This is a genomic window from Streptomyces sp. NPDC046303 (assembly GCF_055588085.1).
Genome location: NZ_JBVJFA010000017.1, coordinates 1 through 12469, shown reverse-complemented (window position 1 = coordinate 12469; position 12469 = coordinate 1). Strand labels below are relative to the sequence as shown.

Here is a 12469-nt window from a genome sequence, read left to right as displayed (position 1 = left end):
CGGCTACTTCAGGTACGGGCCCGCCACGCCGATCCGGCCGGGGCCGTTCAGGACGTAGACCCGGAGGTTGCCCTTGCCGGGGGCCGCCACGGTGAGCGTTCCGCCGGTGACGACCCGCGTGTCACCCGTGACGGCGTCGGTGTACGTGCCGTCGGGCACGCCGGTGAAGGTGGCGCCGTGGGTGACGGTGACCAGCGCGAAGCTGTCCGTCGTCCCGCTGGTGTAGCGGCGCTTGAACGCCATCCCGCCGGAGATGCCCTCGGTCGAGTACTGGCCCATCTGCAGGGCGGGGACCGCCCTGCGGATCTCGTTCAGCCGCTGCACGTGCCGGACCAGGGGCTGCGCCAGCGTCGTGGCGACCGCGCCGGAGGCGGAATCGGCCCTGGAGAACTCCGAAGCCCGCACGTCGCCGGCGAGGTGGTCGCCGAAGTAGGCGCGACCGGTCGTGGCCAGCGGACACGCGGGCCCGCAGTCGATCTTCCTGCCCGCCTGGAACTCGATCTCCGATCCGTAGGAGAGGGTCGGGATGCCGCGGAAGGTCCACATCAGCGACATGTTCTCCGCCCAGGCGTCGGTGCCGCCCGCATAGCGCTCGGCGCTCTTGTTGGGGCCGTAGTCGTGGCTGTCGACGTAGACGACGTTGTAGGTGGCGTCCTGGTAGCTGTCGTCGGAGTCCTTGCCGTTGTGGAACGCGTTCTGGGCGTCGCCGAAGTTCATGTGCATGCGCATGTCGATGACGTTCATGCCGGAGAACGTGCTGTGGTCGGGCGCGTGGTAGCCGTTGCCCCGGAGGAACGCGTTCGCGGACGTCGGCTGGCCCGCCGGTCCGGCCTGCTGCTCGTAGGCGTACATCTCCAGCGCGGCCTTCTCGTCGTCGGCGCTGTACTCCTTGCGTTCCTTCCAGGTGAAGAACTGCGCCGAGTGGTTGACCGACCCGCGGTTCCACTTGTCGTTGACGAACGAGGCGACCTCCCCGAACACGAAGAAGTTCTTCGCGGCCTCGGCTCCGTGCCGCCGGGTGACGCGCTCCTGGATCGCGGGCAGGAAGCGCCGGTTCCAGGTGGTCCGCGGGATGTGTACGGCGGTGTCCACGCGGAAACCGTCCACGCCCATGTCGATGTACTTGTCGTAGGCGCCGATCAGATGGTTCTGCACCTGCGCGTTCTCGGTGTTGAAGTCGGCCAGGTCCTCGTGCAGCCAGCAGGAGCGGGAGTCCTCGCCCTCCCAGTTGCCGATCCAGCAGGAGTGGTACGCGGCCTTCGGGAACATGCCCGAGGTCGGGCTCGGCCACTGGCAGTTGTGGATCCGGTACCCCTCGGGCGAGGTCCACTGCGTGGCCCTGCCCCAGTCGACGCAGGTGTTTCCGGCGGGCTCCGCCGTCGACCACAGGTCGCCGTTGTAGTACGACTTTCCGCTCTTCGGTTCGATGGTCAGGCCGTCGTACTCGAACCCGGGCTGCTTCTCGTCGTAGTACCAGGACCAGTCCTTGTCCCGGACGCCGTACACGGTCGGGACGAAGAGGCCCTTCGCGCCCCAGCGGGAGGAGTGGTTGTAGACGACGTCCTGGTAGATCTTCATGCCCTTGGCGTGGGCGGCGTTGATCAGGTCCTGGTAGGAGGCGCCGGCGGACTCCAGGCGCGGGTCGACCCGGTAGAAGTCCCAGCCGTGGTAGCCGTGGTAGTCGTAGTCCGAGCGGCCCAGCACGACCGGGGTGATCCACACCGCGGAGAAGCCCAGCGCCTTGACGTAGTCGAGTTTGTTCACCAGGCCCTTGAAGTCACCGCGGAACATGGGGTCGCCGTGCGCGGCGTTGCCCGACTTCTCGTGCATGCTGCCGCCGCGGTTGTTCGAGGCGTCGCCGTCGTGGAAGCGGGCGGTCAGCACGAAGTAGATCGGGTCCTTGCGAGGATCGGTGCCCAGCGGCGAGCCCGCGGGGGGTGCCGGCGGCTTGACCCCCGTGGTGGCCCGCGCGGCGGCGGAGGCGGCCGAGACGTTCCCGGCCGCGTCCACGGCCTTGACCGTGTACGCGTAGGTGGTCGACTCCTCCAGGTCCGCGTCGGAGAAGACGGTCGAGGCGACGTCCGTCACGAGGGTGCCCTTGGTGCCGCCGGTACGGGTGACCTGGTAGGCGGTCACGCCCCTGGCGTCCGTCGACGGCTCCCAGGCCAGGACGACGGAGACCCCGTCCGCGCTCGCGGTGACCCCGGCGGGCACGGTCGGCGCCTGGGTGTCGGGCACCTCCCCGGCGCACGGGTCCCCGGCGCCCGGGGTCACGGTGGCGCTCTGCACGGTGGTGACGCCCGCGGTCAGGGTGTAGTCGGCGCCCTGGTTGTTGTCCCACACGCCGTTGCCGTTGTTGAACGCCGCCTTCATCGAGGTGGCCGAGCCGAGGTCGACCTCCTTCTTCCACCAGCCGGTGCACGCGGCCCGCATGCCGACGCCGGGTACGGCGGTCCACGCGCCGCCCGCCGGCTGGTAGTGCAGGTTGGCGGTGGTCCAGCCGAGGGCCCGCGTGGAGTAGAAGACCGTGGCCCGGTGGGCCGGAGGGGGGTCGCCGCCGCCGGTGCACGGATCGGAGTGCGCGACCACACCATCTTTGACGGTGACGGCGCCGGTCCCCAGGTCGTAGTTCCTGCCCGCGTTGTTGTCCCAGGTGCCGGCGCCGTTGTTGAAGGTGGCCTGCAGTCCTTCGGCCGCGCCGAGGGCGACGGTCTTCTTCACCCAGCCGGTGCAGGCGGCCTCCATGCCCACGCCCGGGACCGCGGTCCAGGAGCCGCCGTCGGGCGCGTAGTGGAGGTGGTACTGCGCCCAGTTCTTCGTCCCCGTGGAGTAGAAGACGGTGGCCGTGTGGTCGGCGGCCGCCACCGGCGCGGTGGAGGGCCGGTCCGCGGGCGGGCCGGCGCCGGGGGCGCCGGACGCCAGGGCCAGGACGGTGCAGGCGGCCACCGCGGCGGCCACGGGTCTGCCGAGCGTGCGCGTGCGCGTACGCATGCGAAGGCGAATGCGGTTCACGGGTGTCTCCAGAAAGCCGGCGGCTCGGCCGATCCGCGATGGAAGTGCAGTCGGCAACTTGCTGAAACCCCTTGCGTCGCTGGGAAGTTACTCGGCCGTGACGGCCGAGTAAAGAGGTTGAACCGGAAACGGACGCGCGGGGCCGGAAGGACTCGAGCAGGGGCCGCGGCGCACTGGGGCCGTGGCGGAAGCGGGCCGCAGTGGCCACGACGCATCACGAATGATCCCTCGCGCCGCACCGCGCGGGGCTTACGATCGCGACCGGCGGTCTCGTCCCGCGACCGCCGCCCGCCCCGCACCCGTGGAGGTCAACCGTGCTCCGGACGGCTCAAGGACACCGCACCCACCGCACCAGCCACCGCATCCGTTCGGCGGCCGCCGCTGCCGCGGCGGGAATGTTCCTCGTGGCGGGCTGCTCCTCCGACGACAGCGGACCGTCGGAAGCCGCCGGAGGCGTGCCCGTCGTCGAGAAGGGCAAGCTCACCACCTGCACCCATCTCCCGTACCCGCCCTTCCAGTTCGAACAGAGCGGCAAGGTCGTCGGCTTCGACGTGGCCCTGATCGACCTGGTCGCGAAGAACCTCGAAGTCGAACAGAAGATCCTCGACACCCCGTTCGAGAACTTCAAGACCGGTGCCTTCCTCAACTCGGGCCAGTGCGACCTGGCCGCCGCCGGTATGACGATCACCGACGAACGCAAGAAGAACGTCGACTTCTCCGTCCCCTACTTCGACGCGACCCAGGCACTCCTCGCGACGAAGAAGAGCGGCATCACCTCGCTCGCCGACCTCAAGGCGAAGGGCAAGAAGCTGGGCGCGCAGGCCGAGACCACGGGCGAGAGCTACGCCAAGGCCCAGGGCTTCAACCCGGTCGCCTTCGAGAGCTCCGACGCCGTGCTCAACGGCCTTCGCACGGGCCAGGTCGACGCGGTCGTCATCGACTACCCCGTCGTACAGGGCTGGCTCAAGGACAAGGCGAACGCCGCGGAATTCGTCCTCGGGCAGAACATCGAGACCGGTGAGCAGTACGGCTTCTCGGTGAAGAAGGGCAACACCGCCCTCCTCGCCGCGATCGACAAGGCGATCACGACCGCCAAGGCCGACGGAACCTACAAGAAGATCTACGAACAGTGGATCGGCCCGCTGCCCCAGGCCACGTCGTGACCTCTCGGCTGACCCGGCGCCAGCGGCGCCGGGTCTCGCAAGGCGTCCAGTACGCCGTCTTCGTCGCAGCGGTGGTCGCGATCGGCGTACTGGCCGACTGGGACCGGCTGCAGAACCAGTTCGCACAGGCGGACCTGGCCGCCCGGCTGTTCCCGAACATCATCACCACCGCCCTGCGCAACACGGTGGTCTACACGCTCTCCGGGTTCGTCTTCGGCCTGGTCCTCGGCCTCGTCATCGCCATGATGAGGCTGTCCTCGGTGACCCCGTACCGGTGGGTCGCCAGTGTGTACATCGAATTGTTCCGGGGCCTGCCCGCCCTGCTGATCTTCATCTTCGTGGGCGTGGCCGTACCACTGGCGTTCCCCGGAACCGAGATCCCCGGCGGTACGTACGGGAAGGTCGCCCTCGGTCTGGGCCTGGTCGCCGCCGCCTACATGGCGGAAACGATCCGGGCCGGCATCCAGGCCGTGCCCAAGGGGCAGATGGAGGCGGCCCGCTCGCTGGGCTTCTCGCACGCCCGCGCCATGGTGTCGGTGATCATTCCGCAGGCCTTCCGCATCGTCATCCCGCCGCTCACCAACGAGCTGGTCCTGCTCTTCAAGGACTCCTCGCTGGTGCTGTTCCTGGGCGTGACACTGGAGGAGCGGGAACTGACGAAATTCGGCCGCGACCTCGCGAGCGAGACCGCCAACTCCACCCCGATCCTGGTCGCGGGTCTGTGCTACCTCCTGGTGACCGTGCCGCTGAGCCTCGTGGTGCGCCGCCTCGAGGCCCGCGCGGACAAGGCCACGTGAGGACGAGATGGGACCCACGACGGAAACGGTGGACACGATGACCACGGACCGCCCGGAGATCGAGATCCGGGGCCTGCACAAGTCCTTCGGCGACAACCACGTCCTGCGCGGCATCGACCTGGACATCGCCCGCGGTGAGGTGGTGTGCGTCATCGGACCGTCCGGCTCCGGCAAGTCGACACTCCTGCGCTGCGTGAACCTCCTGGAGGAGCCGAACGAGGGCAAGGTCTTCGTCGGCGGCACCGAGGTCACCGACCTCGACGTCGACATCGACGCCGTGCGCCGCCGCATCGGCATGGTCTTCCAGCAGTTCAACCTGTTCCCGCACATCAGCGTCACCGAGAACCTCACGCTGCCGCAGCGCCGGGTGCTCGGCCGGGACAAGGCCCGGGCGGCCGCCATCGCCCGGGAGAACCTCGAGCGCGTCGGCCTCGCCGACAAGGCGGACGCCTTTCCCGCGCAGCTCTCCGGCGGCCAGCAGCAGCGGGTGGCGATCGCCCGGGCCCTGTCCATGGGCCCCGAGGTGATGCTCTTCGACGAGCCGACCTCGGCGCTCGACCCGGAACTCGTCGGCGAAGTGCTGTCGGTGATGCGGGTGCTGGCGGGCGAGGGCATGACGATGATGGTCGTCACCCACGAGATGAGCTTCGCCCGCGAGGTCGCGGACCGCGTCGTGTTCATGGACGGCGGAGTGATCGTCGAACAGGGGCCGGCCTCGCAGGTGGTCGCCCGTCCGCAGCAAGAGCGGACCCGGAACTTCCTCAACCGGATCCTGGACCCGGCAGCGGCCCCGGCACCCGCCGCCCACGAAGGCCCAGAACCCGGCAAAACGGCCGACGGCCGGCCCGGGGAGTGAGGTCCGCGCCACCCGTCGGCGTTCATGCTGTTATCCGGTCGCGGTTCGCAGGTGTAGCGGTGGGGACACCGGGGGAGAAGTGGCTCAGGCGCCTGCGAACGGGCGCCGCGGTGGCCCGGACCCGGGCCGCGCTGAATTGAGCAGAGGGATGAGTATGGCCAGCGGCACCGTGAAGTGGTTCAACTCCGAAAAGGGCTTCGGCTTCATCGCCCAGGACGGAGGCGGACCGGATGTTTTCGCCCACTACTCCAACATCTCCGGCAACGGATACCGCGAGCTGACCGAGGGCGAGACGGTGTCGTTCGACGTCACGCAGGGCCAGAAGGGCCCGCAGGCGGAGAACATCGTCCGCGGCTGACCTCCCGCCCGGCTCTTCCGGCGGCGCCCGCACCCGGTGCGGGCGCCGTCGGCGTGCTGTGTGCGGGCTCCCGCCCGCATCCGGGTGCACGGGTGCCGGCCGCCCGGCGCATCCGGGCGGTACGGGCTATGGCAGCGATGGGTTTCGAATGGCACTCTCGTGTCCTTGAAAGCGCACCCGGGGGGGTACACACGTGATGGAGCCGGGCACCGGCATGGGCCTGCGCGGCCGCAGCGGCATCCTGTCGCTGGTCGACGCCTGCCTGAAGGAGACCCCCGCAGCCGAGCGGCCCCTCACCATGCTGCTCGGCCCGCCCGGCAGCGGCGCCAGCGAGGCGCACAGCGCCCTCATGGAGCACTTCGGACCCCACTACCCCTTCGCCTTCGTCAACTTCGGCGGAACGCAGTCACTCCTGCCGCGCTACGCCCTCGGCCTGCTCGCCCGCCAGCTCGAACGCAAGCTGCCCCGCTACGGCCGCTCCCACTTCCCGCTGCTCAGCCTCGGTCTGCTCGCCTCCGACCAGGAACTGAGAATGCGCAGCCTCGCCGAAGGCCGGCGCGCCGTACAACGGCAGCTCGACCGGTTCCAGGAGGAGAACGAAGCCCGGCACGGCGACTACCTGGCCGCCTTCTTCGAAGTGGGCATGGGCGCGGTCGGCATGCCCGAAGGCGCCTCCACCGCCGCCCTCGCCCTCTTCCAGGACGCCCTGCGCCGCAGCCGCCGCGGCGTGCCGGCCCTGCTCGGCGGCAGGGTCGGCAGCCGGCTCACCTCGGGCGCCCACTGGTACGGCCGCCACCCCATGACGCGCAGCGGTGACCCCATGGAGGCCCTCGTCGAGCTCAACCTGTGGCGCCACGAGGGAGACGAGAACGAGCAGGAGCGCCTCGACCTCGTCCTCTTCTCGGCGTTCCTGGAAGACCTCAGACGCAACACCGCCCGCAACTTCATGCCCCGCTCCTACCTGCTGCTCCTCGACAACTCCCACACCGCGTACGGCCGCCGCTTCCTCGACCTGCTGGTGCGCGCCCGCCACGACGAGACGGTCGTGGCCGGTCACGACAGCGACCCGCTGACCGTCGTCGCCAGTTCCAACCGGTGGCTGCCCCGCTGGGGCCCGGCCACCGGGGACTCCTGGCCCTGGCAGCTGCGCGGCCCCGACCGGGCCTCCCTGTCCGACTGGAACACCCACCGGCCCACCCGGGACAGCGAGGACACCTGGTGGTACCCGTTACGCCTGCGCGACCTCAACCTGGACGAGGTGCGCATCCGCATAGAACTTCAACTCGGCGGACACAGCGACCTCGCCCCGCTGACCCGCCTCACCCCCTTCGTGCACCGGCTCACCGGCGGTCTGCCGCGCGCCGTCCACCAAGTGCTCGACGTACTGCGCCAATCCGGGCCGCCCCCGGACTCCGGCCCCCAGCAGGACCGCTGGCTGCGCATCCTCCCCGACCGGCCGCTGCGCAGCGGCGAACACACCGCCACCCTCGCGGACACCGCCCTCGGCCACCTCCTGCGCGACTTCGACGACTCCGAACGCGCGACCCTCGCCGAATGCGCCGCCGCCCGGGACTTCTCCGTCGGCACCCGGCTGCTCAGCCCGGGCGACGCCCTGTTCGGCGAGATCCGGTCGCGCTGGCTGCTGTCCGGACCGCTCACCGTCGTCCCGGTACTCCACCCGTGGCTGCGCCGGCTGCTGCTGTGGCGGCTGGCCGGACGCCCCGACGCGTGGGACGCCGCGCACGAACTCCTCGCGGAGTTCTACCGCGGCGAGGGCAAGCCGGTGCAGGAGATGTACCACCAGCTGGCCGCCGGGCGGAGCGACGAGGTCACCGCCCATCTGACACGGCGCTTCACCGAGGTGCCGGCCGCCCAGTGGATCGCCGAGTTCAACGCGATCACCGCCGCTCCCAACCGCCTCCCGACGGACCGCGGCCCGGTGGAACTCCTCGCCGGACTCGGCCCGAGCCGCCCCGGGCGCGTCAGGGACGTCGAATCCGTGATCCACACGCTCGTCACCACCCGCTGGGTGTGGAGCGATCCGCTCGCCGACCCCGCCATGCGGCTCAACGACATGATCGCCGACGGCTACACCCAGCTGTCACAACTGCGGAGGAACGACATCGTGGCCCTGTTCAACGAGGCGGAGCGGCACCGTCACTGGCGCGATCCCCAGACCGCCGGCGGAGAGGGCTGAGCCCGTGGTCAGACTCGAATGGCCGCTGCACATCGTGCGCCGCGTCGCACTGGCCACCGCCGTCGCCGTCGCGCTGGCGGCGGCCGCCTGGCTGGGCGTCGGCTGGTTCCAGGAGCGGCAGGCCAGATGCGCCGACGGAGTGGTCGAACAGGGCCCGGACGACGAATGCGTCGGGGTGACCGACGGCGCCTACACGTTCGCCCCGCACCTCGACGCGGTCCGCAAGAAGATCCTCGAGGAGAACGCCCGGGTCCTCGCCAACGCGGACAAGGAGCCCTACGTCAGCGTCGCGTACTTGACGTCCTTCACCGTGACCAGTGAGGACAGCAATTCGGCGGAGGGCGTCCGGCACGAGCTGCAGGGGGCCTACCTCGCCCAGTACCGGCACAATCGCGGCGACCTGTCCGCGACGCCCAAGATCCGGCTGCTGATCGCGAACGCGGGCAGCAGATCGGCGCACTGGCAGCACACCGTCGACGAGCTGATCGCCCGCAAGGACTCCCCGGACCGGCTGGTCGCCGTCGCCGGTCTGGGCCCCAGTACGGACGAGAACCTCGCGGCCATACGGCGTCTCTCCGAGCACGGCATCGCCATGGTGGGCGCCACCATGACCGCCACGAACATCCAGGGCATCAACGGCTTCGTGCGGGTCGCCCCCACCAACGAGGACGAGGCGTACGCGGCCGCCGGCTTCCTCAAGCGGCGGGGCGTCGCCACCGCCGTCGTCATCCAGGACGTGGCCAAGGGAAACCTGTACGCGTCCACCCTCGGCACCGCCTTCACCCAGGCCTTCCAGGAGGGCGACAAGCACAAGCTGGTCGCCGAACGCATGACCTACGACTCCTCCGTGAGCAGCGCCTGGCAGAACGAGCTGCGCTACATGCCCGGACAGCTGTGCCTGCAACGCCCGCAGCTCGTCTACTTCGCGGGCCGCGGCCGCCACCTCACCCACTTCCTCGACGCCCTGTCCAACCGCAGCTGCACCGACCAGAAGTTCACCGTCTTCGCCGGCGACGACACGACCAACCTGACCGCCGAGCAGCTCGCCCACGCCGCCGAGACGGGTGTCGAGGTCCTCTACACCGGCCTCTCCCACCCCGACATGCACCGCACGTCGCCGCAGTCGGTGTCCGCCCCGTCGGCGAAGAACTTCCAGCCGGGCGGGCTGCTCGACCAGTGGTTCCCCCACGACCCCCGGCACGACGGCGGGGCCCTGATGGGTCACGACGCCGTCCTCACGGCCGCCCACGGCATCCAGATGGCCGCGCGCTGGCAGGGCAAGGTCGTCGGGGACGCCGTGGCCCGCATGTTCCACCAGATGGACGGCAGCCAGCAGGTGGCCGGAGCCAGCGGCTTCATCTCCTTCCAGAACAACGGCAACCCCCGCAACAAGGCCGTCCCGATCCTGCGGCTCAACGCCAAGGGCCAGGCCGAGTTCGTCGAGGTGTCCGCGGCGGAGGGCAAGCCCCCGGAACAGCAGTGAGCGGTGGTGGACGGGTGAGCCGCGTCTCACCGGGGCGGTGGCGCTTGTCTATGCAACGAGTTGCATAGAAAGATCGGGGGCATGGCACTCGAGCACGCGATCCTCGTCTCCCTGCTGGAGAAGCCGGGCTCCGGCTACGAACTGGCGCGTCGGTTCGAGCGGTCCATCGGCTACTTCTGGACCGCCACCCACCAGCAGATCTACCGCGTGCTGGGGCGCATGGAGGGCGACGGCTGGATCGACGTCCGCGACGTGCCGCAGGAGGCCAGGCCGGACAAGAAGGAGTACTCGGTCGCCGCCGCCGGCCGGGCCGCCCTGTCCGCCTGGCTCCACGAGCCGATCCCGCTCGAAAGCGTCCGGCACGAGCTCGCCGTGAGGATCCGCGGCGCGGCCTTCGACGACCCGGCGGCGCTGATCCCCGAGGTCGAACGCCACCACGGCGCACACACCGACCGGCTCACGCGCTACCTCGCCGGGGAGCTGCGCGACTTCACCGGCCCGGACGCACCCGCGCCGGACGCACCCGCACCGGACGACGCCGGCCGCGAACTCCAGCACGTCGTGCTCCGCGGCGGCATCGCCTACGAGCGGATGACGATCGCCTGGCTCGAGGACGTGCTCGACACGCTCCGGCGCCTCGCCGAGCGCTGACCCGCGCCCCGTCGCCCCCCGCACCCGCTGACCCCTCACACCGAAAGACGGACTCCATGACCGACCCGCTGCTCTTCAACCCGCGCACCTACGACCCGGCGCACTTCGACCCCGAGACCCGCAGGCTGCTGCGCGCCACCGTCGACTGGTTCGAGGACCGCGGCAAGCGCAGGCTGATCGAGGACTACCGCTCCCGTGCCTGGCTGGCGGACTTCCTCGCGTTCTCCGCGAAGGAGGGGCTCTTCGCGACCTTCCTGACCCCGGCCCCCGCCGCCGGCGAGGAGCAGCCGGACAAGCGCTGGGACACGGCACGGATCGCCGCGCTCAACGAGATCTTCGGCTTCTACGGCCTGGACTACTGGTACGCGTGGCAGGTCACCATCCTCGGCCTCGGCCCGGTCTGGCAGAGCGACAACGCCGAGGCCCGCAGCCGGGCGGCGCAGCTCCTCGCCGAGGGCGAGGTGTTCGCCTTCGGCCTGTCCGAGAAGACCCACGGCGCCGACATCTACTCCACCGACATGCTGCTGGAGCCGTACACCGACGGTGACGGCGCCGGCGGTTTCCGCGCCACCGGCTCCAAGTACTACATCGGCAACGGCAACGCCGCCGGACTCGTCTCCGTCTTCGGCCGCCGCACCGACATCGAGGGCCCCGACGGCTACGTCTTCTTCGCCGCCGACAGCCGCCACCCGGCGTACCGCCTCGTGAAGAACGTCGTCGACTCCTCGAAGTACGTCAGCGAGTTCCGTCTCGAGGACTACCCGGTCCGCGCCGAAGACGTCCTGCACACCGGCCGCGCCGCCTTCGACGCCGCCCTCAACACCGTCAACGTCGGCAAGTTCAACCTCTGCACCGCCTCGATCGGCATCTGCGAGCACGCGATGTACGAGGCCGTCACCCACGCGCAGGGCCGCATCCTCTACGGGCGCCCCGTCACGGCCTTCCCGCACGTGCGCCGTGAGCTCACCGACGCGTACGTCCGCCTCGTCGGGATGAAGCTGTTCAGCGACCGCGCCGTCGACTACTTCCGCTCCGCAGGGCCGGACGACCGCCGCTACCTGCTGTTCAACCCGATGACCAAGATGAAGGTGACCACCGAGGGCGAGAAGGTCATCGACCTGATGTGGGACGTCATCGCGGCCAAGGGCTTCGAGAAGGACACCTACTTCGCCCAGGCGGCCGTCGAGATCCGCAGTCTTCCCAAGCTGGAGGGCACGGTCCACGTCAACCTCGCCCTCATCCTCAAGTTCATGCGCAACCACCTGCTGGAACCGGCCGAGTACGCGCCCGTCCCGACCCGCCTCGACGCGGCCGACGACGCGTTCCTCTTCCGTCAGGGCCCGGCCCGCGGTCTGGGCTCCGTACGCTTCCACGACTGGCGCACCGCCTACGACGCGTACGCGGCCGTGCCCAACGTCGCCCGCTTCCGCGAGCAGGCCGACGCCCTGTGCGCGTTCGTCACGACCGCCGCCCCCGACGAGGAGCAGAGCCGCGACCTCGACCTCCTCCTGGCGGTGGGCCAGCTGTTCGCGCTGGTCGTGCACGGCCAGCTGATCCTGGAGCAGGCCCGCCTGACCGGACTGGACGAGGACGTGCTCGACGAGCTGTTCGGCGTCCTCGTGCGCGACTTCTCCGCGCACGCGGTCGAGCTGTACGGCAAGGACTCCGCCACCGCGGACCAGCAGTCGTGGGCCCTCGGCGCGGTCCGCCGCCCGGTCGTCGACACCGACCGCTCGGCGCGGGTCTGGGCGCGCGTGGAGGCACTGGCCGGCGCGTACGAGATGGCGCCGTAACGAGCGCACGGACGGCTCCCGTGCGACGGGAGCCGTCCGGGCCGCCCGTTCGGCCACAGCACGGCTAGGGGGTGTCTGACGGAGGTCCGTGGTGAAGGAGCGGTGTCCGGTGCGTGCTCTCGGCGTGCCGGCCGGATGCCCGCGTACTGGACGTACTTG

The 12469-nt window shown here is 70.3% G+C and carries 9 protein-coding genes; 8 read left to right on the top strand and 1 reads right to left on the bottom strand.

Annotated features, from left to right (window positions below; all coding sequences use genetic code 11):
- Window positions 1–3: 3 nt before the first annotated feature.
- Window positions 4–2991 (bottom strand): carbohydrate binding domain-containing protein, encoded by a 2988-nt coding sequence (locus ACZ6I1_RS19240; RefSeq protein ID WP_469288633.1) that lies wholly within the window; start codon window positions 2989–2991, stop codon window positions 4–6.
- Window positions 2992–3407: 416 nt separating this feature from the next.
- Between ACZ6I1_RS19240 and ACZ6I1_RS19235 the strand changes: the two genes are divergently transcribed.
- The 8 genes from ACZ6I1_RS19235 to ACZ6I1_RS19200 all read left to right on the top strand — a co-directional run bounded on the left by ACZ6I1_RS19235 (window position 3408) and on the right by ACZ6I1_RS19200 (window position 12310).
- Window positions 3408–4175, top strand: coding sequence for an ABC transporter substrate-binding protein (locus ACZ6I1_RS19235; RefSeq protein ID WP_469288894.1), 768 nt, complete (start codon window positions 3408–3410; stop codon window positions 4173–4175).
- A complete protein-coding gene (locus ACZ6I1_RS19230) occupies window positions 4142–4972 on the top strand; it encodes an amino acid ABC transporter permease (RefSeq protein WP_469288631.1) in 831 nt (276 codons plus the stop codon). Before ACZ6I1_RS19235 ends, ACZ6I1_RS19230 begins: the two co-directional genes overlap by 34 nt.
- A gap of 37 nt (window positions 4973–5009) precedes the next feature.
- On the top strand, window positions 5010–5828 hold the full coding sequence (locus tag ACZ6I1_RS19225) for an amino acid ABC transporter ATP-binding protein (RefSeq protein ID WP_469288629.1): 819 nt from the start codon (window positions 5010–5012) through the stop codon (window positions 5826–5828).
- Window positions 5829–5982: 154 nt separating this feature from the next.
- Window positions 5983–6186 carry a cold-shock protein gene (locus ACZ6I1_RS19220; protein WP_073907826.1) on the top strand — a complete coding sequence of 68 codons (204 nt, stop codon included), beginning with the start codon at window positions 5983–5985 and terminating at the stop codon, window positions 6184–6186.
- Window positions 6187–6382: 196 nt separating this feature from the next.
- Window positions 6383–8383: a hypothetical protein gene (locus ACZ6I1_RS19215; RefSeq protein ID WP_469288627.1), complete on the top strand. Its 2001-nt coding sequence runs from the start codon at window positions 6383–6385 to the stop codon at window positions 8381–8383.
- Window positions 8384–8387: 4 nt separating this feature from the next.
- Entirely contained in the window at window positions 8388–9866 is a 1479-nt protein-coding gene (locus ACZ6I1_RS19210) for a type 1 periplasmic-binding domain-containing protein (RefSeq protein ID WP_469288625.1), read from the top strand.
- An 81-nt stretch (window positions 9867–9947) separates the two neighbouring features.
- Complete coding sequence (locus ACZ6I1_RS19205) at window positions 9948–10517, top strand: PadR family transcriptional regulator (RefSeq protein WP_469288623.1); 570 nt, start codon at window positions 9948–9950, stop codon at window positions 10515–10517.
- Window positions 10518–10573: 56 nt separating this feature from the next.
- Complete coding sequence (locus tag ACZ6I1_RS19200) at window positions 10574–12310, top strand: acyl-CoA dehydrogenase family protein (protein WP_469288621.1); 1737 nt, start codon at window positions 10574–10576, stop codon at window positions 12308–12310.
- Window positions 12311–12469 lie beyond the last annotated feature (159 nt).

What these genes read in the sequence shown, in the direction of transcription:
- ACZ6I1_RS19240 (WP_469288633.1), bottom strand. Translation starts at nt 2,991, where the DNA reads ATGCGTACGCGCACGCGCACGCTCGGCAGACCCGTGGCCGCCGCGGTG.
- ACZ6I1_RS19235 (WP_469288894.1), top strand. Translation starts at nt 3,408, where the DNA reads ATGTTCCTCGTGGCGGGCTGCTCCTCCGACGACAGCGGACCGTCGGAA.
- ACZ6I1_RS19225 (WP_469288629.1), top strand. Translation starts at nt 5,010, where the DNA reads ATGACCACGGACCGCCCGGAGATCGAGATCCGGGGCCTGCACAAGTCC.
- ACZ6I1_RS19220 (WP_073907826.1), top strand. Translation starts at nt 5,983, where the DNA reads ATGGCCAGCGGCACCGTGAAGTGGTTCAACTCCGAAAAGGGCTTCGGC.
- ACZ6I1_RS19215 (WP_469288627.1), top strand. Translation starts at nt 6,383, where the DNA reads ATGGAGCCGGGCACCGGCATGGGCCTGCGCGGCCGCAGCGGCATCCTG.
- ACZ6I1_RS19205 (WP_469288623.1), top strand. Translation starts at nt 9,948, where the DNA reads ATGGCACTCGAGCACGCGATCCTCGTCTCCCTGCTGGAGAAGCCGGGC.
- ACZ6I1_RS19200 (WP_469288621.1), top strand. Translation starts at nt 10,574, where the DNA reads ATGACCGACCCGCTGCTCTTCAACCCGCGCACCTACGACCCGGCGCAC.